24 protein-coding genes are annotated in these 23519 nt (G+C 57.1%); 16 read left to right on the forward strand and 8 right to left on the reverse strand.

The features are described 5' to 3' along the window. Positions 1–511: 511 nt before the first annotated feature. The 4 genes from HMPREF2796_RS04890 to trpD all read left to right on the forward strand — a co-directional run bounded on the left by HMPREF2796_RS04890 (position 512) and on the right by trpD (position 3049). Positions 512–703: a helix-turn-helix transcriptional regulator gene (locus HMPREF2796_RS04890; protein WP_070631427.1), complete on the forward strand. Its 192-nt coding sequence runs from the start codon at positions 512–514 to the stop codon at positions 701–703. A 74-nt stretch (positions 704–777) separates the two neighbouring features. Then, positions 778–1362, forward strand: coding sequence for an aminodeoxychorismate/anthranilate synthase component II (locus HMPREF2796_RS04895; RefSeq protein WP_070631429.1), 585 nt, complete (start codon positions 778–780; stop codon positions 1360–1362). A 93-nt stretch (positions 1363–1455) separates the two neighbouring features. Further along, the gene (locus tag HMPREF2796_RS04900) at positions 1456–1902 is read left to right on the forward strand and encodes a GatB/YqeY domain-containing protein (RefSeq protein ID WP_070631431.1); all 447 of its coding nucleotides are present in this window, start codon (positions 1456–1458) and stop codon (positions 1900–1902) included. Positions 1903–2005: 103 nt separating this feature from the next. Further along, a complete protein-coding gene (gene trpD, locus HMPREF2796_RS04905) occupies positions 2006–3049 on the forward strand; it encodes an anthranilate phosphoribosyltransferase (RefSeq protein WP_070631433.1) in 1044 nt (347 codons plus the stop codon). Positions 3050–3161: 112 nt separating this feature from the next. On the opposite strand, the gene HMPREF2796_RS04910 is transcribed toward trpD, so the two are convergent. From HMPREF2796_RS04910 to HMPREF2796_RS04920, 3 genes are all read right to left on the reverse strand, one after another. Beyond that, positions 3162–4166 (reverse strand): BtrH-related acyltransferase DarH, encoded by a 1005-nt coding sequence (locus HMPREF2796_RS04910; RefSeq protein WP_070631437.1) that lies wholly within the window; start codon positions 4164–4166, stop codon positions 3162–3164. A gap of 105 nt (positions 4167–4271) precedes the next feature. Beyond that, the gene (locus HMPREF2796_RS04915) at positions 4272–4820 is read right to left on the reverse strand and encodes a methylated-DNA--[protein]-cysteine S-methyltransferase (protein WP_240067781.1); all 549 of its coding nucleotides are present in this window, start codon (positions 4818–4820) and stop codon (positions 4272–4274) included. An 88-nt stretch (positions 4821–4908) separates the two neighbouring features. Then, the gene (locus HMPREF2796_RS04920; RefSeq protein WP_023886953.1) at positions 4909–5166 is read right to left on the reverse strand and encodes a SemiSWEET family transporter; all 258 of its coding nucleotides are present in this window, start codon (positions 5164–5166) and stop codon (positions 4909–4911) included. 260 nt (positions 5167–5426) lie between these two features. Between HMPREF2796_RS04920 and parC the strand changes: the two genes are divergently transcribed. From parC to HMPREF2796_RS04945, 5 genes are all read left to right on the forward strand, one after another. Continuing rightward, positions 5427–7739, forward strand: a complete 2313-nt coding sequence (parC, locus tag HMPREF2796_RS04925) for a DNA topoisomerase IV subunit A (protein ID WP_070631439.1) — start codon at positions 5427–5429, stop codon at positions 7737–7739. Next, complete coding sequence (locus tag HMPREF2796_RS04930; RefSeq protein WP_070631441.1) at positions 7736–9343, forward strand: sensor histidine kinase; 1608 nt, start codon at positions 7736–7738, stop codon at positions 9341–9343. Before parC ends, HMPREF2796_RS04930 begins: the two co-directional genes overlap by 4 nt. Further along, positions 9336–10919 carry a sigma-54-dependent transcriptional regulator gene (locus HMPREF2796_RS04935; RefSeq protein WP_070631443.1) on the forward strand — a complete coding sequence of 528 codons (1584 nt, stop codon included), beginning with the start codon at positions 9336–9338 and terminating at the stop codon, positions 10917–10919. The genes HMPREF2796_RS04930 and HMPREF2796_RS04935 overlap by 8 nt, the downstream gene beginning before the upstream one ends. Positions 10920–11153: 234 nt before the next feature. Then, the gene (locus HMPREF2796_RS04940) at positions 11154–11570 is read left to right on the forward strand and encodes a hypothetical protein (protein WP_070631444.1); all 417 of its coding nucleotides are present in this window, start codon (positions 11154–11156) and stop codon (positions 11568–11570) included. 60 nt (positions 11571–11630) lie between these two features. Further along, a complete protein-coding gene (locus tag HMPREF2796_RS04945) occupies positions 11631–12374 on the forward strand; it encodes a class I SAM-dependent methyltransferase (protein ID WP_070631446.1) in 744 nt (247 codons plus the stop codon). 185 nt (positions 12375–12559) lie between these two features. Here HMPREF2796_RS04945 and HMPREF2796_RS04950 read toward each other — a convergent pair whose 3' ends face one another. Next, positions 12560–12949 carry a hypothetical protein gene (locus HMPREF2796_RS04950; protein WP_023886959.1) on the reverse strand — a complete coding sequence of 130 codons (390 nt, stop codon included), beginning with the start codon at positions 12947–12949 and terminating at the stop codon, positions 12560–12562. 67 nt (positions 12950–13016) lie between these two features. Then, positions 13017–13469, reverse strand: a complete 453-nt coding sequence (locus HMPREF2796_RS04955; RefSeq protein ID WP_023886960.1) for a hypothetical protein — start codon at positions 13467–13469, stop codon at positions 13017–13019. Positions 13470–13951: 482 nt separating this feature from the next. Here HMPREF2796_RS04955 and HMPREF2796_RS04960 point away from each other — a divergent pair, with 482 nt between their 5' ends. From HMPREF2796_RS04960 to HMPREF2796_RS04980, 5 genes are all read left to right on the forward strand, one after another. Continuing rightward, on the forward strand, positions 13952–14476 hold the full coding sequence (locus HMPREF2796_RS04960) for a hypothetical protein (RefSeq protein ID WP_070631710.1): 525 nt from the start codon (positions 13952–13954) through the stop codon (positions 14474–14476). 129 nt (positions 14477–14605) lie between these two features. Beyond that, positions 14606–16594, forward strand: coding sequence for a transglutaminase TgpA family protein (locus HMPREF2796_RS04965; RefSeq protein ID WP_070631448.1), 1989 nt, complete (start codon positions 14606–14608; stop codon positions 16592–16594). Positions 16595–16741: 147 nt separating this feature from the next. Further along, entirely contained in the window at positions 16742–17011 is a 270-nt protein-coding gene (locus tag HMPREF2796_RS04970) for a putative hemolysin (protein ID WP_070631450.1), read from the forward strand. Between the two features lie 168 nt (positions 17012–17179). Next, positions 17180–19444 (forward strand): DNA polymerase III subunit gamma/tau, encoded by a 2265-nt coding sequence (gene dnaX, locus HMPREF2796_RS04975; protein ID WP_070631713.1) that lies wholly within the window; start codon positions 17180–17182, stop codon positions 19442–19444. A gap of 54 nt (positions 19445–19498) precedes the next feature. After that, positions 19499–19840, forward strand: a complete 342-nt coding sequence (locus HMPREF2796_RS04980) for a YbaB/EbfC family nucleoid-associated protein (RefSeq protein WP_003822314.1) — start codon at positions 19499–19501, stop codon at positions 19838–19840. 284 nt (positions 19841–20124) lie between these two features. Here HMPREF2796_RS04980 and HMPREF2796_RS04985 read toward each other — a convergent pair whose 3' ends face one another. The 3 genes from HMPREF2796_RS04985 to HMPREF2796_RS04995 form a co-directional block, all read right to left on the reverse strand. After that, a complete protein-coding gene (locus HMPREF2796_RS04985; RefSeq protein ID WP_070631452.1) occupies positions 20125–20925 on the reverse strand; it encodes a lysophospholipid acyltransferase family protein in 801 nt (266 codons plus the stop codon). A 21-nt stretch (positions 20926–20946) separates the two neighbouring features. Further along, the gene (locus HMPREF2796_RS04990) at positions 20947–21696 is read right to left on the reverse strand and encodes a GNAT family N-acetyltransferase (RefSeq protein ID WP_070631455.1); all 750 of its coding nucleotides are present in this window, start codon (positions 21694–21696) and stop codon (positions 20947–20949) included. Positions 21697–21907: 211 nt separating this feature from the next. Next, positions 21908–22453, reverse strand: coding sequence for an RNA 2'-phosphotransferase (locus HMPREF2796_RS04995; protein ID WP_070631457.1), 546 nt, complete (start codon positions 22451–22453; stop codon positions 21908–21910). Positions 22454–22813: 360 nt separating this feature from the next. Between HMPREF2796_RS04995 and rpmB the strand changes: the two genes are divergently transcribed. Together rpmB and rpmG are read left to right on the forward strand one after the other, a co-directional pair. Beyond that, a complete protein-coding gene (rpmB, locus tag HMPREF2796_RS05000; RefSeq protein ID WP_035579964.1) occupies positions 22814–23047 on the forward strand; it encodes a 50S ribosomal protein L28 in 234 nt (77 codons plus the stop codon). Positions 23048–23072: 25 nt separating this feature from the next. Beyond that, the gene (gene rpmG / locus HMPREF2796_RS05005) at positions 23073–23228 is read left to right on the forward strand and encodes a 50S ribosomal protein L33 (RefSeq protein ID WP_003822324.1); all 156 of its coding nucleotides are present in this window, start codon (positions 23073–23075) and stop codon (positions 23226–23228) included. Positions 23229–23519: the final 291 nt, after the last annotated feature.

Consider the following 23519-nt stretch of genomic DNA (forward strand, 5'->3'; position numbering starts at 1 on the left):
AGATGGGGAAGTGTGCCTGACCAGGTTCTCCGGTTAGTGAGTTTTACTAAGCTCTCGGGCATAAATCACTTCAAAAATATCAATCCATTGATATTTAATGTTATTTCCATTTTGTATTAAAAACCATGCGGCGCTCAGCATTAACAGAACCTAGTTCCATTACATGAATACACTTGTGGCCATCGTACTTTTTATAGGGATAACCAGCTACGCCAATCCAAAGTGACCTGTTATCCACTCAGTGAACAAAAACTTTTCCAAGTTTCAAACCGCCATATGGTTTGCCAATATTCATCTTCCCTTGAGAATGGGCTGAAAAAATTTTAGGGCTTTTTACTGCTAATATGGTTCTACCGATACAACAGATGGGTAAGCACCTAGCATTACTGCTTATTCTGAAGGTAAGCCACCTAAACCTATCTTGGCATGTTGAATACAACCTGCCCTAGCAATTATTGATCAACTAGGTCACCAATTAAGACTATCTTTAATCTTTCATTTGGAGAAAAAAATGCAAGTAGAAAGACGAATCAGGCTACCTGAACTCCGCAATATGGTTGGTTATGGCACAACCAAGATTTACGACAGCATGAAAAACGGCACTTTCCCGAAGGGGCGGAAAGATGGCAGAATTACATATTGGCTGGAGAGCGAAATCCAGCGTTGGATTCTTGAAACCGCAGAAGCTGCCAGCAAAAATTAAAGCGGGTATAAAAGCGGGTACTAATAGCAATTAGTAAAACATATAACATTATGAATCAATAATATATTCAAATTATGATTTTGTTTATCGACAACTACGACTCCTTCACCTACAACATCGTCCAATATTTCGCCGAGCTCGGCCAGGAAATTAGCGTGCGCCGCAACGACGACATCACCTTGGACGAAATTGCCGAACTCCAACCCCAATACCTCGTGATCGGCCCCGGCCCCTGCTCGCCCAAAGAAGCCGGCATTTCCGTGCCGGCCCTGCGCCGCTTTGCCGGGCAGATTCCCATTTTGGGCGTATGCCTCGGCCACCAAGCCATCGGCGAAGCCTTTGGTGGCCGCATCGTGCGTGCGCAAGAGCTGATGCACGGCAAAGTATCGCCCGTGCACCACACCAACAACGGCGTATTTGCCGGCCTGCCCAACCCCGTAAACTGCACCCGCTACCACAGCCTCGCCATCGAACGCGCTAGCCTGCCCGAATGCCTCGACATCACCGCCTGGACGACAGACGGCGAAATCATGGGCGTGCGCCATAAACAACACGCCGTGGAAGGCGTACAATTCCACCCCGAAGCCCTGCTCACCGAACACGGCCACGATATGCTGGCCAACTTCCTCAAAGAGCACGCCGCCCGCAATAGCCAGTGAGCCGAACTTTCGTTCCTGCGTCGGCTCACTTCACAGAAAACTAAAGGCTACCTGAAACTTCAAATTCAAACCTCAAACAAAAAGGAGAACACCATGAGCCTGAAAGCCCGCCTCACCGAAGACATGAAAACCGCCATGCGCGCCAAAGACACGCTCGCCCTATCCACCATCCGCCTGGCCAATGCCGAAATCAAACGCTACGAAGTGGACGAGCGCGCCGAAGCCGACGACGCCAAAATCACCGCCATGCTCAGCAAAATGATTAAGCAGCGCAAAGAAAGCGCCGCCATCTACCACGAAGCCGGCCGCCAAGAGCTGGCCGACAAAGAGCTGGCCGAAGTATCCATCCTCCAGCGCTACCTGCCCGAAATGCTTTCCGAAGCCGAAATCCAAAGTGCTGTGGCCGAAGCCATTGCCCAAACCGGCGCATCCGGCATGGCCGATATGGGCAAAGCCATGGGCGTGTTGAAAAAACGCCTCGCCGGCCAGGCTGATATGAGCGATGTGAGCCGCCTGCTCAAAGCCGCCTTGCAAAAATAGCGTATACCGAAGGCTACCTGAAAATGCCCAACAACTTTTCAGGTAGCCTTTCCTTTTCCCGCCAAGGCTACCTGAAACCCAAACCACCTCATAAGGAAACCCGATGTTTACCCCCCAACAAGCCCTGCAGCGCCTGCTCAGCAACAACGAACTCTTCCACGATGAAATGACCGACCTCATGCGCCAAATCATGCGCGGCGAAGTAGCCCCCGAGCTGATTGCCGCCATCCTCATCGGCCTGCGCATCAAAGTGGAAACCGTGTCTGAAATCAGCGCCGCTGCCCAAGTAATGCGCGAATTTGCCGCCAAAGTGCCCGTGGCCGAGCCCGACAAACTCGTCGACGTGGTCGGCACCGGCGGCGACGGCGCGCACACCTTCAATATTTCCAGCACCGCCATGTTCGTGGCCGCCGCCGCCGGCGCCAAAGTGGCCAAACACGGCAACCGCAGCGTGTCCTCCTCCAGCGGCTCGGCCGACATAATGGAGCTGGCCGGCATCTCCCTCGCCCTCTCGCCCGAACAAGTGGGGCAATGCATCGACCAATGCGGTGCCGGCTTTATGTTTGCCCCCAACCACCACAGCAGCATGAAATACGTCGCCCCCGTGCGCCGCGCGCTGGGCGTGCGCACCGTGTTCAACATCTTGGGCCCGCTCACCAACCCCGCCGGTGCCGCCAACCAGCTCATCGGCGTGTTCCACATTGATTTGGTGGGCATCCTCTCCCGCGTGTTCCAGCAGCTGGGCAGCAAACACGCCCTCGTGGTGCATGGCAGCGACGGGCTCGACGAAATCACCCTTACCGGCCCCACCCGCGTGGCCGAACTCAAAGACGGCCTGATTGCCGAATACGACATCCACCCCGAACAATTCGGCCTGCCCGTGCGCGCCAATCTCGACGACATCAAGGTAGCCTCCGCCGCCGAATCGCTCGCCATGATTAACCGCGTACTAGCAGGCGAAGCCGGCGCCCACCGCGACATCGTGCTGCTCAACGCCGGTGCCACGCTCTACGCCGGCAACGTAGCCAATACGCTGGACGAAGGCGTGGACATGGCGCGCGAAGCCATCGACAGCGGCAAAGCCCGCGCCAAACGCGACGAAGTGGCCGCCTTCTCGCAACAACTGGCCGCACAACAGGCGAAATAATGCCGATAAGTTTCAGGTAGCCTTTAGCAGGCTGCTTGAGATGCCGGGAAGGCTACCTGAAAAGAAAAGGCTACCTGAAATTCTCAGGTAGCCTTTTAACTTGTTCTCCGGCTTATTTCCCGATGTGCAGCAGCCCCCGCCACAGTTTTTCTTCCTGATCCGCAATTTCGCGCAGGAAGGCGGCGATTTGGGCGCAGCCTTGTTCGCTCGGGCGGCGGCATTGTTTCACGCACTGGCTGGCCAGCTGCCGCCATTGGTCGCCGATGGCGGTCATTTCCTGCGAGGCGGTTTGCAGGGCGGGGTTGGCGCAAATATCGGCAGCCTGCTCTAAAAAATAGGCATAAAGATAGCGGAAACCGGCGCCGCCGGTGCCGATTTCTTCCTGCATGCGCACCAAGTGGCCGAGCCACAGCTTTTGGTATTTTTCCGGCTCTTGCGGCAGGCACTCGATTTTCTTGGCCACGGTGCGGATGCCGCGCACGCCCACAAAAAATACGGGGGCGAGCATTTGTTTGGCGTTTTTGCGGATGGCGGCATACAGCAGAGCAGGCAGGCGTTCGGCCAGTTGTTGCTTTGTCGGCAGGCTGGCGGTGTTGAGTGTGTACATCAAGCCTTTGCCGGCCAGGGCGCCTTTGGCAAAGCGGGCACGCTGCAAATCGGCGGCGGCGCAGCGCTGGGGCGTTTCAAACACGGGGTCGCTGATTAAATAATCCTCTCCTTCGCGGCCATACACCAAAAGATTGTGGGCGTTGAAATGAAAACGCATTTCGGGCGGGAAATAAGGCAGCCAATACACGGAGGTTTGCAAGCCGACCGGCTGCCCGCCAGCCAGCGCCTCATCCAGTGCGGCCGCACCACGCTCGGCTTGGGCAAATTTGCGCATACCCAGCTTCACGCCGAGGGTGCGGCAAACGTTTTTGATGATGCCGCGCGGGGCGATGCGGTAGGAAATCAGGGGCATGCCATTGAGTTTGACCACGGGCAGATACACAAAGGTGAGCGCGTGGGCAAGCCCGAACACCATGGCTTCATTCATGGCGCAGCCGTGGTGGGTAAGGAGGGTGGACATCACGCCGCTTTCGCAGTGGGCGGTGTGTTGGTGGGTGAAGGTGGTCATGTTGGTGGCGGTGTTTGCGGGGAGGCAGATGATACGTGAAAAATGAAGTAGATGGAATTTCAGGTAGCCTTTAGCGCACGGGCAGGCTACCTGAAACGCCTCTGCTTAGCCCAGCAAATCGGGCTGAACCTGATGCCTGCCCTGTTCGTGGTCGAGCAGCCATTGTTTGCGCTGTAGGCCGCCGCTGTAGCCGGTGAGGCTGCCGTCTTTGCCGATGACGCGGTGGCAGGGAATGATGATGGAGAGGCGGTTGGCACCGTTGGCAGCAGCCACGGCGCGCACGGCGGCAGGGTTGCCGAACTGTTCGGCCAGCGCCTGATAATGGGTGGTTTCGCCGTAGGGGATGGTTTGCAGCGCATCCCACACCTGCCGCTGAAACGGGCTGCCGGGAGCGAGCAGCGGCACGCTGAATGCGCGGCGCGTGCCTTGGAAATATTCGCCCAACTGGGTTTGTACTAAGCGGGTGTGTTCGTTTTCGCCCTGCTTGGTTTGGCAGCCAAGCAGGCGCTGAAGATCGCGCAATTCGCCGTCGATGCGCCGGCTGCCGGCAAATTCGAGCAGGCACAGGCCGCGTTCGGTGGCAGCGGCGAGGATGTTGCCCAAGGGCGAGGGGAAGGCGTGCAGATAGAGCATGGGCTTGGGGTTGGATGGCATTGGGCAGAAACCCTACAATATTTTCAGGTAGCCTGCCGTATTGGCAAAAGGGCTACCTGAAAATGTAGTTGCTGCGAAGTTAAAAGGCTTACAGCGCGGTAAAACAGGCTGCCAAACCCAAAAAGATGCCCGGCACGTTGGCCACCACAATCGGCCAGTCGCGCGGTTTTTTAAACAGACCGTAGCCCGTCCACAACGTACAGTTCACAAAAGCCACAAAGGGCTGCACCGGATTGCCTTTGTGCCCAGCCAGGTTGTCGGCAATCTGCGGAATGTAGGCCACATACATGCCCACAGCCATGATGCTGGCCACAATACCTAAAATTTTGATTTGTTTTTCAGTCATTATTGCTACCTCTTAAAAGTGAGTCAGACGTTTCATGCCGATATGCACCGGCTTCCCGGTTTCAGGTAGCCTTCATCCATGCGGGCTCGCTGAAAGCGCGCCATTATAAACCCCCCTCCCCGCCGCCCGCAAGGCGCACTACAAAACTTAACCCGTTCTCCCGCGATGGTTTCAGCCAGCCCCACCGCCCCGCAGACTACCTGAAAACCCTTGCTTGCTTTACAATTACGGCGTTTAGCAACTGAAACGCCTGCCACACCATGCCAGAAAACACCGCATCCGCCGAAAACAGCGACATCCTGCTGCTCGCCCCCTACGCCGAACGCGCCTATCTTGAATACGCCATGAGCGTGGTGAAAGGCCGCGCCCTGCCCGACGTGGGCGACGGCCAAAAGCCCGTGCAGCGGCGCATCCTGTTTGCCATGAAGGAAATGGGGCTGGCTGCCAATTCCAAGCCGGTGAAATCCGCGCGCGTGGTGGGCGAAATCTTGGGTAAATACCACCCGCACGGCGACGCTTCCGCCTACGACGCCATGGTGCGCATGGCGCAAGACTTCACCCTGCGCTATCCCTTAATCGACGGCATCGGCAACTTCGGCTCGCGCGACGGCGACGGCGCGGCCGCCATGCGTTACACCGAAGCCCGCCTCACCCCGATTGCCGAGCTGCTGCTTTCCGAGCTGTATCAAGGCACGGTGGATTTTGTGCCGAATTACGACGGCGCGTTTGACGAACCCGTGGCGCTGCCCGCCCGCCTGCCCATGGTGCTGCTCAACGGCGCCTCCGGCATCGCCGTGGGCATGGCCACCGAAATCCCGCCGCACAACTTGGGCGAAGTCACCGCTGCCGCCGTGGCCCTGCTCAAAAAACCCTCGCTCACCACCGCCGAGCTGATGGAACACATCCCCGCCCCCGATTTCGCCGGCGGCGGCCACATCATTACCCCGGCCAAAGACCTGCTCCAGCTCTACGAAACCGGCAAAGGCAGCATCCGCGTGCGTGCGCGCTACGAAATCGAAAAACTGGCGCGCGGCCAATGGCGGCTCATCATCACCGAACTGCCGCCCAACACCAGCGCGCAGAAAATCCTGGCCGAAATCGAAGAGCAAACCAATCCCAAACCAAAAACTGGCAAAAAACAGCTCAACCAAGACCAGCTCAACACCAAAAAGCTGATGCTCGAGCTCATCGACAAAGTGCGCGACGAAAGCGACGGCGAACACCCCGTGCGCCTCGTGTTCGAGCCCAAATCCAGCCGCATCGAGCCGGATAACTTCATCAACACCCTCATGGCGCAAACCGGTTTGGAAGGCAATGTGCCGGCCAACTTGGTGATGATCGGGCTCGACAACCGCCCTGCACAGAAAAACCTGAAAACCATTTTGCAGGAATGGCTCGATTTCCGAGTGTCCACCGTAACCCGCCGCCTGCAACACCGCCTGGAACAGGTGCTCAAACGCATCCATATCCTCGACGGGCGCATGACCGCCTTTTTGCACATCGACGAGGTTATCCGCGTCATCCGAGAAGCCGACGAGCCCAAGCCCGAATTGATGGCCGCTTTCGGCCTCTCCGAAATCCAAGCCGAAGATATTTTGGAAATCCGCCTGCGCCAGCTCGCCCGTTTGGAAGGTTTCAAACTGGAACAAGAATTGGCTGATTTGCGCGAAGAAGAAGGCTACCTGAAAAACTTATTGGCCGACGAAGGCGCGAAGAAAAAGCTCATCATTAAAGAGATGCAGGCCGATGCCAAGCAGTTTGGCGACCCGCGCCGCACGCTGGTGGCCGAAGCCGAACGCGCCGCGCTCACCCACACCACGGCCGACGAGCCGGTAACGCTCATCCTGTCGCGCCAGGGCTGGATTCGCAGCCGTGCCGGGCACGGGCTGGATTTGTCGGCTACCGCGTTTAAAGAAGGCGACGAATTGCAGCAAACGCTGGAAACGCGCACCGTCGATCCGGTGGTAGTGCTCGACACGCTGGGCCGCAGCTACACCATCGATCCGGCCGAAATCCCCGGCGGGCGCGGCGACGGCGTGCCGCTGGCCTCGCTCTTGGAATTACAGCCGGGCGCATCGGTGCTCACCATGCTGGCCGGGCAGCCGCAGGAACACTACCTGCTGGCCGGCAGCGGCGGCTACGGCTTCATCGCCAAACTGGGCGATTTGGTCGGCCGTGTGAAGGCGGGCAAGGAAGTGGTAAAACTGGAGGCTGGCGAAACCCTGCTGATGCCGCAGCCGGTGCGCCAGTCTGCACTGATCAACCCTGATTGCCGCTTGGTGCTGGCCAGTGCGGAAAAACACCTGCTCGCTTTCCCGATTGGCGAATTGAAAGTGATGGCCAAAGGGCGCGGCCTGCAATTGATGTCGCTGCGCGGCGGCGACACGCTGCAACTCACCGCCCTAGTATCTACCCCCGATTTCTGGGTATGCAGCCGCGGCAAACGCGGTGCGGCACACCGCGAACGCTTACGCGTGCAGGATATTGAAGGCAAACGCGGCCGCAAAGGCCGGGTGTTGGATGTTTCAGGTAGCCTCATCAGCCTGAGCAGCACGCAAGAGGGAGAAGCATGATCCAACTACCAAAATCGTATACCCCCAACGAATGGGATAGCCAACTCGACCGCCTGCCCTGGTTGATGAACATCGCCCGCGTGAGCCTCTTGCTCTCGCTGCTCACCTTCCATGTGTTGGTAAACGCCTACGGCTCGAATGTGGGCATGGCCAAGTTGGCTTCGATGCCCATTTTCGGCAGCCGTTTCTATATCTGGGCGGCGGTGTATGGCGGGCTGATTGTATTCAGTATGGCGTTTCCCAACTGGCAGCAACAGAAAAACAACCTGCCCAACATCAGCGCGGTAGTCGATATCACCATGATGGTGATACTGATGCACCTGGCCGGCGGCATTTCCTCCGGCTTCGGCATTCTGATCTTGCCCTTTATCGGCGTATCCTGCCTGCTCAGCCACGGCCGTTATCCGCTCCTGTATGCCTCCTATGTTGCCCTCTTGCTATTGATCGGTACTTGGCTAAACTATTGGCCGTTTGAAGCCAACAGCCAAGCCGGCAGCAATGCGATTATCCACACCATCGTGCTCTCGGCAGTGGGCTACCTGGTGGCGCTGCTCACTTCGTTTTACGCCTCCTTCCTCAACCGCGCCTCCTCCACCCTGAACAAACACCGCCGTGCCTTCGACCGCCTCAAAGGCCTGAACGAACTGGTGCTCAACCATGTGGCCGAGGCTGTGGTGGTGGTGGATACCAGCAGCCGTATCTGGCTGATGAACCGCCAAGCCGGCCTCTATTTTCCTTATGTAAAGCTCGACCGACATGAAGAAATGTTCACACTATTGGTGAAACGCTGGCAGCGCGCACCCACACGCAACTTCATCACCCATGCCGAGCTGGGCGGGCAAGGCGTGCAGGTGCGCGCGCGCCCGCTGGTGCGCGAAGACGAATCGCTGCTGATGCTGTTTATCCGCTCCGACCAAGAAGTGGCCATGGAAGCCATGGCCACCAAACTGGCCGCGCTCGGCCAGCTCACGGCCAACCTGGCGCACGAAATCCGCAACCCGCTCTCCGCCATCCGCCAATCCAACGGCCTCTTAGCCGAAGAAGACGAAGACCCGATGACCACCAAGCTGCGCGGTATCATCGACAACAATATCCAGCGTATCGATAAAATGCTGGAAGAAGTGAGCAGCCTGAATAAGAGCGACCGCCTCGATGCGCAAACCATCAACCTGATGAAATTCTGGCTCGATTTCAAACAGGAATTCCTGCTCACCCGACCCGAAGCCAAAAACGCCGTGCACCTTTATATGCAGGGCGGTGCGCTGAAAGTGTATTTCGATAAAATGCACCTGCAGCAGATTATATGGAACCTCATCAACAACGCCTGGCAGCACGGCAGCAAGCAGGCCGATTCCATCACCGTTTTGGTGAAGCCCACCGACGACAACGTATCCGTATCGCTCACCGTGATGGACGACGGCCCCGGCGTATCGCCAGAAAACCAGCCGCGCCTGTTCGAGCCGTTTTTCACCACCCGTTCCGAAGGCACCGGGCTGGGGCTGTATGTGGCACGCGAATTGGCGCACGCCAACTCCGGCCAGCTTCACTATCATCCCGAAGTCAAGGGATTCGAACTAATCATGCCGAAAGATATCAATGAGTAAACAAAGCCTGCAAAAACCAGTGTTGGTTGTGGACGACGAACAAGACATCCGCGACCTGATGGAAATGACCCTGATGAAAATGGGCTTGTCGGTGGAAACCGCCGAGGGCGTCAATGCTGCCAAAAAGTGGCTCGACAGCAAAAAGTTCTCCCTCGTGCTCACCGATATGCGCATGCCCGACGGTTCCGGGCTCGAAGTGGTGGAATACATCAACGAAAAAGAGCTCGATGTGCCCGTGGCCGTGATCACCGCCTTCGGCAATGCCGACCAGGCCGTACAGGCCATTAAAACCGGCGCCTTCGACTACCTGCAAAAGCCCATCACCCTGGCGCAACTGCGCACCTTGGTGAAATCCGCCATCAAAATCCACGAAGAAGACAGCCGCCCCGCCCCCGCACCGGCCAAAGAAGAGCCCCCGTCCCAAGCAGACGGCGCAGACGAAGGGCTACCTGAAAACGAAGAGCCGCAGGAAGAGAGCAAAGCCCCCGGCCGCAAGCTCCAGCCTACAGCTGAAAAACAGCCTGCCGCCAACCCCGAAGACATCCCCCGCCTCATCGGCCGTTCCCCGCAAATCGAAGAAGCCCGGCAGATGATCCGCAAACTCGCCCGCACCACGGTGCCCGTGTATATCGCTGGCGAATCCGGTTCCGGTAAGGAGCAGGCCGCGCGCAGCATCCACGAACTCTCCGAGCGGCGCGACCGCCCCTTTGTGGCCGTAAACTGCGGCGCCATCCCCGAAAACCTGATGGAAAGCGAATTCTTCGGCTACAAAAAAGGCAGCTTCACCGGCGCCGACCAAGACCGCCTCGGCTTCTTCCAACACGCCCACGGCGGCACCCTCTTCCTCGACGAAGTGGCCGATCTGCCCCTGCACATGCAGGTGAAACTCCTGCGCGCCATTCAGGAAAAAGCCGTACGCCGCATCGGCGATGCACAAGAAGTGAAAGTAGACGTGCGCATCATTTCCGCCACGCATAAAGACCTCGCTGCCCTCGTAGCCAAAGGCGCATTCCGGCAAGACTTGTTCTACCGCCTCAACGTCGTCTCCCTCACCATGCCGCCCCTGCGCGAAATGCGCGAAGACCTGCCCCAGCTCATCACCCAGCTCTTGCGCAAACACCGCCAAGGCGGCGACTACACCCTCACCCAGCCCGCCAAACAGGCACTGTTGCAATACAGCTATCCCGGCAACTTCCGCGAGCTGGAAAACATCCTCGAACGCGCCGTCGCCCTGGCCGCCGACAACACCATCGATGCCGCCGACCTCCAGCTCTCCAGCTCCCCACTGTTGGATGAAGACGACGATTGGGGCAGCGCCATCGCCGCCGTCAGCCAAAACAGCATCAGCGCCGACACCGCTGAAGCAGCCGCTCCCGAAAGCAGCGGCCAGCTCGACAACCTGCCCGGCTTCGTCCTCGGTCGCACCCAGGTGCAGGACTACCTCGACGACGTAGAGCGGCTGATTATCGAGCAGGCCCTGCAAAAAACCCGCTACAACCGCACCCAGGCCGCCAAACTGCTCGGCATCAGCTTCCGCTCCATGCGCTACCGGATGGAACGCCTGGAAATCGAATAGCCGCATAACTTGGCTGAATCAAGCGATAAACTTTCAGGTAGCCTTTGAGGCTACCTGAAAGTTTATCCATATGAATATAAAAAACATCTTCATAGTGAATTAAATTTAAACCAGTACACGTTTCCATTCAGGCTCCAATCCAAAGGAGTAAAATAACCGCTATCTTTATTAGGCAATCACCGGCCTGCAGATAAGGCTACCTGAAAGCCAAAATCCAAATACAAGGAGAAGCCAATGTGGAGAAATCTGAATCCTCGCACCCTGGACGGCTTGCTCGCCGCGCTGTTCTATGCGCCGATGCTGGTACTGTTTATGGCTTATGCCGATTGGTATGGTTTGAGCCTGTTTCTCTTATTGATGCTGCCCACGCTAGTTGTGTACGTGTTCGGCCTCAAATGGAAAGAATTCAAACCCTATCTGGCCTCAGGCATTTCACTCAGTGCCAATATGGCGCTATGGTGGGTATTCCTTCAATCCAACACAGACGCGCTGTTTATTTATCTTATCGGGATGTGTGCCTGGTCTCTCGGCTTTTTCTGGCTGTTGATTACACAGCGTGATTGGGAAGGCAGCAATAAAGACGCATTTTGGCGAGGATTTCTGATGACAGGGGTAGGTTTTGCGCTTGTCTGCTTTGCTACCTTATTCTAACGAACACACCCGCCGCCATAGCTGAAACAATTATTTCCTCACACCAGACGGTAAGCCACCATGCACCCCATCCCGCTCATCACCCCCACCCCGCACACCCTGCCCGACTATGCCCGCCATCCCGCATTGACTGTCTCCACCACCCCGCCTGCCTCCGGCCTCTACCTGGCCGCCGAAGAGCACGGCATCGTGTTGCACCGCGCGGGCGACAAAGGCGCCGTGTGGGTAGATTTCACCGCCGGCGCGGCGCAGCACCGGCGGCTGCACGGTGGTGGCGAATTGCTGGCCAAAGCCGTCGGCCGCGGCAAACAGCCCACCGTATGGGATGCCACCGGCGGGCTCGGCCGCGATAGTTTTGTTTTGGCCGGTTTGGGGCTGAACGTGCATATTTTCGAGCGGCATCCCGCCGTATACTGCCTCTTGGCCGACGGCCTGGCCCGCGCCCTGCTCCACCCCGACACCGCCGAAACCGCTTCCCGCCTCACCCTGCATCACGCCGATGCCGCCGAATATATGCCGCAACTGGCCGCCGAAATCGGTCGCCCGCAAGTGGTGTATCTCGATCCGATGTACCCCGAACGGCGCAAATCGGCGGCGGTAAAAAAAGAAATGGCGTTTTTTCACGAGCTGGTCGGCACCGCGCAAAACGATGCTGCCCTGCTCGATGCCGCCCTTGCCACAGCCACCGCCCGTGTAGTAGTCAAACGCCCGCGCTTGGGCGATTTCCTGTGCGGCCGCAAGCCGGATTACCAATACACGGGCAAATCAACCCGGTTTGATGTGTATAACGGCAGTGCTGATTAAGCCAAATCAACCTATGAAAAAGGCTAACTGAAAACTAAGCGCTGTATTTTCAGGTAGCCTCACAGAATGGCTGGCAATCTTTCAGGTAGCCTATTCCTAAAGGCTACCTGAAAACAAAACCCCAACAAACCAAAACCTCCCGCAGCCCCATTCGGGCAGCAGGAGGTTTCATTTTTCATCCCGCCTTAACGCTGCTGGTTTTGCAGCAAAGCAGCGCGTTCTTTGAATGCTTCGTTTTCCTGCGGGGTCAGTATCCACATTTCCACGATATTGCCCGCCCCGTTGCGGCGCAGAGCCACAATGCGGCCGGTGTAGTTTTGCAGCTGGCCGTGGGTAATGAAGCGGTTGTTCTCGTCTTTAATGCGCACACCCTGCACCATATCCACAGTTTTTGCGCCATCATCCAGCCAGCCCAAAGTCAGGGTGCGCAGCCAGGAAAAGCCGTCGGTAGTGAGCGTAACCTGCGGGAAAGAAGCAGATTTCAGCACGGCCACTTCCATGCTGTCGATAGGGAAGCGGTACGCCCAAGCGGTGCTGCTCAAGGCCAGCAGCAAAGCCAGCAAATATTTTTTCATGTTTCGTCTGCCTGTGTGATTAATCGGATTAAAACGTTGCCATTATAATGTCTTGGCAAACGCTCGGCTACTTGCACGCCGCCGGTATGCTGCGCCAAACGCGCGAAAGCGTGGTGCCGTTGGCATACAGTTTAATCTCCGAGCTTCTCACGCCGCGTTGGCGCACATCCATCACCACGCCGTCTTTATTCGTGAAAGGGTTGTGCAGCGCCACAGTGTAGGCCGAATTAGTGTAGCTGCGCACTTGGATAAAGTTTTCCGGTAAACGCAAACGGGTTTGCAGCTGTTGTTGCAGGCATTGCGCTGCCTCGCCCGGCGCTTTGTTGCTCTGCACTTCCACCTCCGGCCTGCCGCGTGTAGGCTGGCTGCGGAAGCCGTAGGCCATGCGCGAACTGCCGATTTTCACATCGTCATCATAATTGATATTCGACTGTTGCCGGCGGATACCCGCCGCTTCCGGCGAAACGCAACCGGCCAGAGCCAAAAGCGGCAGCAGCCACAATAAATTAGAATATTTCAACTTTTTTCTCCTACAGCCAGCCAAACCTGATTGAGCCCGGCTGATTTGGAACAGAATTCGGAATGCCCGTGCGGTATCCACAAAGCTGGGCATGATAGCAGCGGAACAAGCAATTTCGAAACCGTTTAACCCGGCTTTACTCCAACATACTGTCTGTAATATTATTTTTACAGTTTTCAAACTAGCTATTCCTGTTTATCCAGGCTACCTGAAAACGCCAATCCCGCCGCCATCCGGCACTTGACAGCCTACTCTACTCCATTTACACTCCCTACCCATGAATACGCAAAACTTCTCTTTCGCCCCGTTTTATTGGTACCGCCCAGCCGAGCGGTATCTTTTGCTGTGCGCCTGATTTGCGCTACCCCAGCCGAAAGAAAAGCTACCGCCCGGAAACCCCGAGCGGTTTTTTATTTGCTCCGGCAAGGCCGCTCACCCACGGAATCCCTCCCATGAACCGCCAAGCCGAACAGGAACATAAAATGTCTGCCCTAGCCCGCCAACTCCGCCAGCTTCCCCCCGCCCAGCCCCGCACCGAACTGCAACGCTGGTATTTGGCCGTGGACGGCAACCAGCACCGTGCCGATTTGCAGACCGATACGCCGCAGCAGCAAGATTTCATGCTGTGCGAAGCCCTGCTGCCGCAAATCCGCTCCCTGGCCTGCCTGATTGCTGCCGAGCGGCACAATTTCGAGCAACACAGCCCGGAAGTGTTCACGGAAGAAGCCGATTGGTTTGCCGCCCGTATTTTGGTATTGGGTGTGCGCGTGTTTCATTTAGACATTACGCTGATTCCAATGCTGCAAACCGCCAACCGCCGCGCTGCCGAATACGCCCGCAAACGCGGATTGCCCTTTACCCCCGCGCAAATGCGCATGAGCCTGCACGCCTCGCGCCCTGAGGGCGGGCTAATTCTGGAAAACGCCTGCTTTGCCGATGCGGATTTGGGTATAATCGGCAATTCGCTGCAACTGAGCCACAGCCTGCCCAATCTGATAACCGGTTGAACGTAGACTGGCGGCCACTGGTGCACAAAACACACCGTCTGATAAAAAGGCTACCTGAAACGAAGTTTGCCCAAGCAAACCAAGTTTCTGCAAAGCAAATAACCAAGCCGCCATCCAACCCCAACCACCATGCTCGTTTTCAACCCCGAATACATCGACCGCCCGCCCGAACGCCTGCCGCGTTTGGGCGTTCTATTGCTGCTGCTATGGATTACCCTGCCGCTGGCCTTCGCCCTGCCTGTAGGCGTCATTATCGTATTCGGCGTGCTGTGGCTGATCCAGCTCGGGCTCACGCTGATCGGCAGCCGCGGCCTGCCTGCTTGGGCCACCGCCATCGGCGGCCTGGCTGTGTTTGGCTTCGTGTTTTCGCAGTTAGGCACCTTTCTCGGCAGCGAAGGCGGCAGCGCGCTGCTTCTGCTGCTGGTACTGCTGAAAACCTATGAAAGCCGCGTGTTGCGCGATTGGCATATGCTGCTCACCGCCATGGTGTTCCTGATGGGTGCCACCGTGCTGCTCAACCAAGGCATGTTCATCGGCCTGTGGCTGTTGGCCGGCCTGTTCGGCACCGCCACCTGTATCGCCCTCTTGAATATGCCGCTGCGCCTGGCTGCCCACCACGCCGCTACCGCCCTGCTGCTCACCCTGCCGCTGGCCGCCGTATTGTTTATCGCCGTGCCGCGCATGAGCGAACCCTTGTGGCGCATTCCGCAGCCACCCAAGCCGGGCCAAGCCCAAACCGGCCTGTCCGACACCATGCAACCGGGCAGCATCAGCAATTTGGTGCAGAGCAACGAGCTGGCTTTCAATGCTACTTTCGACGAGGGTTATACCCCAAATCCGGCCGACCTCTATTGGCGTGCCATCACCATGAGCCAATTTGACGGCGAACAATGGCGTGCCGATGATGACGAACTGCCTACCCGCGCCGACACTGCCTACACGCAAACCATTGTTTCCTACAGCATCATTATGCGCGACGAGCAAGGCCGCATTCCTGTGCTGGACTACCCCATCATCAACTTCAATACCGACAACGCCCGCAGCAAAATGCGTTTCGCCGAAGGCCACACCATCCGCGTACGCAGCCATGACGGCCTGCGCCGTTTCGTGCTTCGTGCCGCCATCGGCAACAGGCTACCTGAAAAACTCTCCCCCTCGCGCCAGCGCCAGCTGAGCCGCCTACCCGGCTACAGCAACCAGCGCATCCGCTCGCTCGCCCGCCAGCTACGCAGCCAATCCGCCAACACCGTCGATTTCGTCAACCGCACCCTGGCCTATTACCGCAACCAATCCTTCGCCTACACCCTCAATCCCCCGCTCGACCGCAGCCCCGACCGCATCGACAACTTCGTGTTCGACAACCGCCGCGGCTTCTGCGAACACTACGCCGAAAGCTTTGTGGTCATCATGCGCGCCGCCGGCGTGCCCGCCCGCGTGGTTACCGGCTATCAGGGCGGCGAATACAACCCCGACGGCGGCTTCTGGCAGGTGCGCGGCAAAGATGCCCACGCCTGGGCCGAAGTGTGGCTGCCCGAAGAAGAAGCCTGGCTGCGCGTCGATCCCACCGCCGCCGTGAGCAGCAACCGCATCGAACAAGGCCTCTCCTCCGCACTGGAGGGCGGCGAGCAAGAGCTGGTGGCCGGCAGCGGCAATTGGCAATGGTGGAGCAAACTCAGCGCCGAAGGCCAGTTTTACTGGCAGCAATGGGTGGTGAACTACGACAGCAGCTCGCAGCAAAGCCTGTTCCGCAGCCTGGGCTTGGGCGGCTTCAACTTATTGAGCCTGCTCGTATTCCTGCTGGTTGGCGGCACTTTGGCCGTGATTCCGCTGTGGCTGTGGTGGCGGCGCAGCAGTCGGCGTTATGCCAACTTGTTGGAAGAAGGTTTTGCCCGCATCAAAGAACGCCTGCTCGACGTGGAAGGCATTGACCCTGCCGCCCTCGGCCCCGCCGAAACCGCCGACATCCTGCGCGAACAGGAATGCCTCAGCCCCGAGCTGGAAAGCCTGCTGGCGCAATACGAGCGCTGGAACTACGCCGATGACGGCCTGCCCCCGAAAGCCGCGCAAAAACGCTGGTACCGCCAATGTTGCCGCGCCGTGCGCAAGGTTAAGCTGTAATGCACCGCGCCTTTACTTGGCCGAACTCGGATTAACGTTCCTTTTTCCATTTAGCTGTTATCTTTCAGGTAGCCTTGATCAGAGCAAACTTAAACCTGATTAAGGCTACCTGAAAATTCATTTGCAACACCCAAAAAGGATAAATCCATGAAACGTTTCTTCCCCCTGATGGCCGCCCTCAGCCTGGCCGCCTGCGCCGGCAGCCAAACCCCTGCCGCCGCCGAGTCGGCTGATGCCTCTATGCCCGCCGTCGGTATGGCCAACCCCGCCAGCGTGTACTGCGTGCAGCAGGGCGGCAAGTCTGAAATCCGCAAAAACCAAGACGGCAGCGAATATGGCATGTGCATCCTGCCCGACGGCAAAGAAGTGGAAGAGTGGGCATACTTCCGCTCCAATAACGGCGGAAACGGCAAATAAATCCTGCCCGGCCAAACAGGCAGGCTACCTGAAATCCGGTTTTCAGGTAGCCTGTTTGCCTTTCCCCATCCCCAAGAATAGCGTTGATAATGCTAAAATACCGACCTTAGCAACATCATGCCGTACCGCGCATCCGTGCGCCCGAACAACCCCATCAAAGCATCCCACATGGCCTACCAAGTTCTCGCCCGCAAGTGGCGCCCCAAAACCTTTGCCGATTTAGTCGGGCAGGAACACGTTGTCAAAGCCCTGCAAAACGCCCTGGGCAAAGGCCGCTTGCACCACGCCTACCTGCTCACCGGCACCCGCGGCGTGGGCAAAACCACCATCGCCCGCATCCTTGCTAAAAGCCTCAACTGCGAAACCCCGCACGAAGGCGAACCCTGCGGCCAATGCCAAAGCTGCCGCGATATCGACGCCGGCCGCTTCGTGGATCTGCTCGAAATCGACGCCGCCTCCAACACCGGCATCGACAACATCCGCGAAGTGCTGGAAAACGCCCAATACGCCCCCACCGCCGGCAAATACAAAGTCTATATCATCGACGAAGTGCATATGCTCTCCAAAAGCGCGTTCAACGCCATGCTCAAAACGCTGGAAGAGCCGCCCGAACACGTCAAATTCATCCTAGCCACCACCGACCCGCACAAAGTCCCCGTTACCGTACTCAGCCGCTGCCTGCAATTCGTGCTGCGCAACATGACCGCCCAGCAGGTATCGCAGCACCTTGCGCACGTTCTGACCAGCGAACAAATCCCCTACGAAGCCCCCGCCCTCGCCCTGCTCGGCCGTGCCGCCGCAGGATCCATGCGCGACGCACTCAGCCTGCTCGACCAAGCCATCGCCATGGGTTCGGGCAGCGTAACCGAAGCCGACGTGCGCCAAATGATCGGCGCCGTCGACCAACGCTACCTCTATTCCCTGCTGCAAGCCGCTACCAACCAAGACGGCGCCGCCCTGCTCGCCACCGCACAGGAAATGGCCGGCCGCGCCATCGGCTTCGACAGCGCCTTGAGCGAGCTCGCCCTCCTGCTGCAAAAGCTCGCCCTCATCAAAACCATCCCCGCCGCCGTGCCCGCAGACGACCCCGAGCGCGACACCCTGCAACAGCTCGCCAGTCAACTGAACGACGAACAAATCCAGCTGTATTACCAATGCGTTATCCACGGCAAACAAGACCTGCCGCTCGCGCCCGATGAATACGCCGGCTTCGTGATGACCCTGCTGCGCCTGCTCGCCTTCGCCCCCTTGGCCGCCGCCGAGCTGCCCGAAGGCAGCCACATTAGCGGCAGCGAACTGCACGATCCAGCCCCAAAGCCCCGTCCGGCTGCCACACCGCAGCCGGATAAGGCCTGCATTCCAGCCGAAAACCATCCCGCAGAAGCCCCGCCAGCCCAAGCCGAACCCAGGCTACCTGAAAGCAAATCTAACAGCCAAAATGAACACGGCAGCTTTTCAGGTAGCCCGAACAACAACGGCAGGCTTTCGCCAAACGAACCCCTGCCGCAAGAAACCGCCCCCACTGCCCGCCATACCGAAAGGCTACCTGAAAACATTTCAGGCAGCCCAAACAGTCAGCATCGGCTTTCGCCCAACCCAAACGCATCCGGCAATCCCGCGCCCGGTTCAGCCGAACCCGGCCGCCCCTACCCTAGCGAGCCGCAACCTACCCAGACAGAAGCCGTCCCTACCGCCTTCGAAAGCAACCCGCCGTGGGACGATGCCCCGCCGCCCGCCGGTTTTGAAAGCGGCCTGCCCGACAGCCCCCCAAGCCCAGGGCTAGCTGAAACCGAGCCCAGCCAAAACCCCGCAAACGAGTTTCCGCATAGCCGAAACCAAAATGACAGCCTGCCCCAGCACAAACATGATGCCGCATCCCGAAACGAAACCGGATTAGACAGCGAAAGGCTACCTGAAACCGAACAAAGCGGATTTTTACACAGCCCAAACGGGCAAACCGAAGCCCAATCGGCCGCTGCCGAAACCCCGGAACACACCGGCACGGCTGCCCTGCCCCTGCCCGATACCGACACCTGGCCGCACATCGTCGCCGCCATCGCCCCCAAAATCGGTGCCGCCCAAATGAGCGCCCAGCACACCGCCTGCCTCGGCTACAACCCGCAGCAACACCTGCTCACCCTCGCCGTGGCCGAAGCCGGGCAAGTCAGCATCAACCGCGAACACATCCAGCGCATCGAGCAGCACCTGGCTGCCGCCTACGGCCATCCCGTCAGCATCCGCACCACCGATTGGCCGGCCGGCGGCACAGCCGCCGAAACCCCCGCCATGCGCCAGCAACGCCTGCGCCAGGCCGCCCGCGATCAGGCGCAAAGCCTGCTGGAGCAAGACCCCGCCGCGCAAGATATCCTCAATCTATTCGGCGCCCGCTGGCTGCCCGAAAGCCTTGCATTGCAGGGAAACGGCCAAACCTAAGGCCGCTCCCGCACTTTTTCATTCCCACCCACTCTTTGAAATAGGAGCACACTCATGTTTAACAAAGCCGGCCTCGGCAACCTGATGCAACAGGCACAAAAAATGCAGGAAAAAATGAAACAGGCACAGGCCGAATTGGCCAACATCACCGTGGAAGGCGAAGCCGGCGGCGGCATGGTGAAAATCACCCTCAGCTGCCACCACGCCGTTAAACGCGTACACATCGACGACAGCCTCGCCGCCGATGCCGCTTCCGACAAAGAAATGCTGGAAGACCTGATTGCCGCCGCCTTCAACGATGCTACCCGCAAAGTAGAAGCAGCTGCCCAACAGCATATGTCGCAATTCACCCAAGGCCTCGGCCTGCCCCCCGGCATGGACAACTTCTTCAAGTAATCCGCGCACAAAACACCGGCTGCCCGAACCCATCAGGCAGCCGGTTTGTTTGGCTTGCATCGGTTTTCAGGTAGCCTCCATACTATCTTGAGGCTACCTGAAAAGGTTTTTAGCTGTTCCAATAGAAACTACATGTAATCAAACTCATCTCACCATGTTGCTGTATTGCCTGCAACTCTCACCAGTTTGTATGTAAAACAGTTGATGTGGCTACCAATCAGATCCACCCACTCAAACAAAAAGCCGTCCCACAAATGGGACGGCTCAACAATCATCACAACAGATTAAGTCCGCTCAAACACGGCACCCTTTTCTTCCACCACGCTTTCCGGCGGTAGGCCGCGCAGTTCGCCCATCTTGGCTGCAATTTGCGCTTGGGCGGCGGCGCATAACTCTTGCCGCGTTTTGCCTTCCGGCGAAATCGGTTCCAGAAAATACAGCACGCTTTCGCTGCGCTTTTGCGGCAGGATGCGGCAGAACGATTCCCACAAGCTGATTTCGCCGCAATAGGCCATATCCGTGTTCGGACTGCCGTCTTCATTTGGATAGTACACCAACACCGGCCACACCGGATATTGGCCGATGATGGCGGTATCGAATAGCCCGCTCTTAAATGGCTTGATGCCCCGCCCGTCGGTGCTTGTTCCTTCGGGGAATACAACCGCGTAATCCTTTTCCGACAAAATCTGCAACAGCACATCCATCACCTGCTGTGATGATTGGCGGTTGCCGCGTTTGATGAATACTGTATCGACTCGCGCCACCAGCCAGCCGATTACCGGCCAGTCGCGCACTTCTTGCTTGGCTACAAAGCGTACAGCCTGCACGGAGTTGATGAGAAAAATATCCAGCCAGGAGATGTGGTTGCCCACCATAAACTGGCCACCTTCGGCGAAAAAACGTTCCGCACCATGTACGGTCAGCTTGGTACCGAACACTTTCATACATTGGCGCGACCAGCGTTGAATCCGCCATTGACGTTTGGCCTTATCTTCACGGCCGAAAAACAAGGCTACCTGAAGGCAGCCCCACAACAAAATGGCAGCCACCCCAAATAGCCTGACAATCAGTCTGAGCCTACGCATCAGCTAACCTTGTCTTCTGATTTATTTAACAAAATGTTTGGCATAACGCGGATGGATATTGGCCATCGGCATCATCACCAGCATATCGGCACTGCCGAAATCCTTATCCCAATGCGGTTCGCCGCAAATCCACACGCCGGCGCGCAGGTAGCCCTTCATCAAAGGCGGCGCTTCCACCTCCAAATCCTGCCGCAGTTCGTTCAGCGGCAGCGGCACTTTCGGGAACACGCGGTATTGCTCGGGCGAGTAATGGGTCTGTTTGAGCTGGTTAAACAGGCTGGCAGCATAATGCCCGCCGTCATCTACATGCACGCTGCCACAGCCGATCATGTATTCCAGACCATGTGCTTGCATGAAACTGATCAAACCCATCCACAGCAGTGAAATCGTGCCGCCGGTACGGTAGTCTTTATGTACGCAGGCGCGCCCCAGCTCCACGGTTTTGGGCAGGATGTGGCGAATGCGGGAGAGGTCGAATTCCGAATCGGAATACCAGCCGCCGGCGGCTTGGGCCGCTTCTTCGGTGATCAGTCGGTAGGTGCCGATGATGCAACCGCTGTTTTTGTCGCGCACAATCAGATGGCGGCAGAATTCATCATAACGGTCGATATCGCGGCCGTCTTCACCGTGTATACCGGCGCCCATCTCACGGCCAAAGATGTCGAAACGCAAGCGCTGCGCTTCTTCCACGGCATCTGCTTCGCGGGTTACACTCACTTCAAGATTACCGCCGTCTACCAGCAGCCATTCTTGGTTTTTTATTTGTTGCATGGGTTACTCCGGAAAAACGTGCCATTTCGCACAGGCTGAACTGTAAAGCCACAGGGCGCAAGTGGCAAGTAAATTGTTTGCCTATGCGGCAGAAATAGCGGATTTTAACGAGGGTTTTGTTCAATGGGGGGAATAGCACACCGCAGATTATTCAATAATATCGCCGGCCAAGTATTTGGTCTGGGTTACAATTGCACCTTCAGGTAGTCTCTTACATTCGCCGTAAAAACTGTGGCGGCACTTCCTTAATCAGCCACACTTTATTGGCTGTTAAATAAAATACAAAACCCTGCCGCCGCATCAGCCCGGCCTGCACTTCCAACACCAACGGCTTGCCGTGGCGACTACCCACCGACACAGCCGTCTCCACATCGCCCGACAGGTGCACATAATGCCGGCTGCCCGGTAGCAAGCCCTGTTGCTCAATAACCTCAACAAAACGCTGCGCCGTGCCGTGATACAGGATTTCCGGCGGCTCGGTTTCGGTGTAGGCAATATCCACTTGTGCCGTGGAATGCCCTTGCTCGGCACGGATTTTGCGGCCATCGGCAGACAGCGTAAACCGTTTTTTATTATTGGTGGCCACCACTTCATGTAATAGCGGCAGGCTGATGTTACGCCCGTGTGCCGCCGCTTGAGTTAATAGTTCATCCACATCTGCCCAACCTTCGCCATCTAGCGTCAAACCGATGGCTTCGGGATGATGGCGCAGGATATAACTGAGGAATTTGCTCACGCCGGCAGTTGATTTGTCCATTGTATTGCCTTTAAATCTAGTGTTTGGCTGTATTTTAAGTATCGCGCTGGGATTGAAAAACGGAAAATATTAAATGAGCCCTACCACATTCATCAAACCATACCGGCCTGATGCAGCACTTGTTCCTAGCAATTAAGGCTACCTGAAAATACGAGCATTAAAGCAATTAAATTATTAAAACAGTGTGTTAAATACAAAAACCTATCCAGCACACTTTTGCGGGCACTCTGCCCACAAAATGTTGTATCTAGCAGCACATCTGCCAAGTTCATCGCGATAAAACTTGAACCGGAAATGCTTTCTATGGTATAAAGCAAGTTTCGTTTCTATCTAATATTTTTTGAAGTTTGGAGAATAACCATGGCACGAGTTTGCAAAGTAACCGGGAAGCGGCCGATGTCCGGTAACAACGTATCGCACGCCAACAACAAAACCAAGCGCCGTTTTTTGCCGAACCTGCAATCGCGTCGTTTTTGGGTTGAGAGCGAAAACCGCTGGGTGCGCTTGCGCGTTTCCAACGCGGCTTTGCGTTTGATTGACAAAGTTGGCATTGATGCCGTTCTGGCTGATCTGCGCGCACGCGGCGAAGCCTAATCACATTATTTAAGGAATTAGAGTCATGCGCGATAAAATCAAGCTGGAATCCAGCGCCGGCACCGGCCATTTCTACACCACCACCAAAAACAAGCGGACTACTCCCGGCAAATTCGAAATCAAAAAATTCGATCCGGTTGCCCGCAAGCACGTGGTTTACAAAGAAACCAAGCTGAAATAATCTTCAGCCACACTTTCTACTCAGACTGCATTTTCTGCTTGGCAGAGAATGCAGTTTTCTATATCTGCCCCACTAAGGGCACATCTGCCGTTAAAGAGGGCAAATGCGCGTAATACCAATGCCCTGCCCGGCAAAGAGCCTGTATACTGTGCGCCGCTTTTTGCAAATCTAATGCTTGGCCCAGTTTGCATATCGTGTGCCTTGCCGCCGTATCCAATACACCGCTGAAGCATATTTTGCAAACAAAGCGAACCCATGCGCTGCATGAAGTGATTTTTAGCCAGATAAAGG

Origin of the sequence: Eikenella sp. HMSC071B05, from assembly GCF_001811325.1 — a bacterium.
In the GTDB taxonomy this organism is placed as follows: domain Bacteria; phylum Pseudomonadota; class Gammaproteobacteria; order Burkholderiales; family Neisseriaceae; genus Eikenella; species Eikenella corrodens.

Excerpts from the sequence above, each read along its gene's own strand:
- dnaX (WP_070631713.1), top strand. The coding sequence starts at position 17,180 with ATGGCCTACCAAGTTCTCGCCCGCAAGTGGCGCCCCAAAACCTTTGCC.
- rpmG (WP_003822324.1), top strand. The coding sequence starts at position 23,073 with ATGCGCGATAAAATCAAGCTGGAATCCAGCGCCGGCACCGGCCATTTC.
- HMPREF2796_RS04970 (WP_070631450.1), top strand. The coding sequence starts at position 16,742 with ATGAAACGTTTCTTCCCCCTGATGGCCGCCCTCAGCCTGGCCGCCTGC.
- HMPREF2796_RS04995 (WP_070631457.1), bottom strand. The coding sequence starts at position 22,453 with ATGGACAAATCAACTGCCGGCGTGAGCAAATTCCTCAGTTATATCCTG.
- HMPREF2796_RS04990 (WP_070631455.1), bottom strand. The coding sequence starts at position 21,696 with ATGCAACAAATAAAAAACCAAGAATGGCTGCTGGTAGACGGCGGTAAT.
- rpmB (WP_035579964.1), top strand. The coding sequence starts at position 22,814 with ATGGCACGAGTTTGCAAAGTAACCGGGAAGCGGCCGATGTCCGGTAAC.
- HMPREF2796_RS04920 (WP_023886953.1), bottom strand. The coding sequence starts at position 5,166 with ATGACTGAAAAACAAATCAAAATTTTAGGTATTGTGGCCAGCATCATG.
- HMPREF2796_RS04935 (WP_070631443.1), top strand. The coding sequence starts at position 9,336 with ATGAGTAAACAAAGCCTGCAAAAACCAGTGTTGGTTGTGGACGACGAA.
- parC (WP_070631439.1), top strand. The coding sequence starts at position 5,427 with ATGCCAGAAAACACCGCATCCGCCGAAAACAGCGACATCCTGCTGCTC.
- HMPREF2796_RS04980 (WP_003822314.1), top strand. The coding sequence starts at position 19,499 with ATGTTTAACAAAGCCGGCCTCGGCAACCTGATGCAACAGGCACAAAAA.
- HMPREF2796_RS04900 (WP_070631431.1), top strand. The coding sequence starts at position 1,456 with ATGAGCCTGAAAGCCCGCCTCACCGAAGACATGAAAACCGCCATGCGC.
- HMPREF2796_RS04910 (WP_070631437.1), bottom strand. The coding sequence starts at position 4,166 with ATGACCACCTTCACCCACCAACACACCGCCCACTGCGAAAGCGGCGTG.
- HMPREF2796_RS04960 (WP_070631710.1), top strand. The coding sequence starts at position 13,952 with ATGTCTGCCCTAGCCCGCCAACTCCGCCAGCTTCCCCCCGCCCAGCCC.
- HMPREF2796_RS04890 (WP_070631427.1), top strand. The coding sequence starts at position 512 with ATGCAAGTAGAAAGACGAATCAGGCTACCTGAACTCCGCAATATGGTT.
- HMPREF2796_RS04915 (WP_240067781.1), bottom strand. The coding sequence starts at position 4,820 with ATGCCATCCAACCCCAAGCCCATGCTCTATCTGCACGCCTTCCCCTCG.
- trpD (WP_070631433.1), top strand. The coding sequence starts at position 2,006 with ATGTTTACCCCCCAACAAGCCCTGCAGCGCCTGCTCAGCAACAACGAA.
- HMPREF2796_RS04940 (WP_070631444.1), top strand. The coding sequence starts at position 11,154 with ATGTGGAGAAATCTGAATCCTCGCACCCTGGACGGCTTGCTCGCCGCG.
- HMPREF2796_RS04930 (WP_070631441.1), top strand. The coding sequence starts at position 7,736 with ATGATCCAACTACCAAAATCGTATACCCCCAACGAATGGGATAGCCAA.
- HMPREF2796_RS04895 (WP_070631429.1), top strand. The coding sequence starts at position 778 with ATGATTTTGTTTATCGACAACTACGACTCCTTCACCTACAACATCGTC.
- HMPREF2796_RS04985 (WP_070631452.1), bottom strand. The coding sequence starts at position 20,925 with ATGCGTAGGCTCAGACTGATTGTCAGGCTATTTGGGGTGGCTGCCATT.
- HMPREF2796_RS04950 (WP_023886959.1), bottom strand. The coding sequence starts at position 12,949 with ATGAAAAAATATTTGCTGGCTTTGCTGCTGGCCTTGAGCAGCACCGCT.
- HMPREF2796_RS04945 (WP_070631446.1), top strand. The coding sequence starts at position 11,631 with ATGCACCCCATCCCGCTCATCACCCCCACCCCGCACACCCTGCCCGAC.
- HMPREF2796_RS04965 (WP_070631448.1), top strand. The coding sequence starts at position 14,606 with ATGCTCGTTTTCAACCCCGAATACATCGACCGCCCGCCCGAACGCCTG.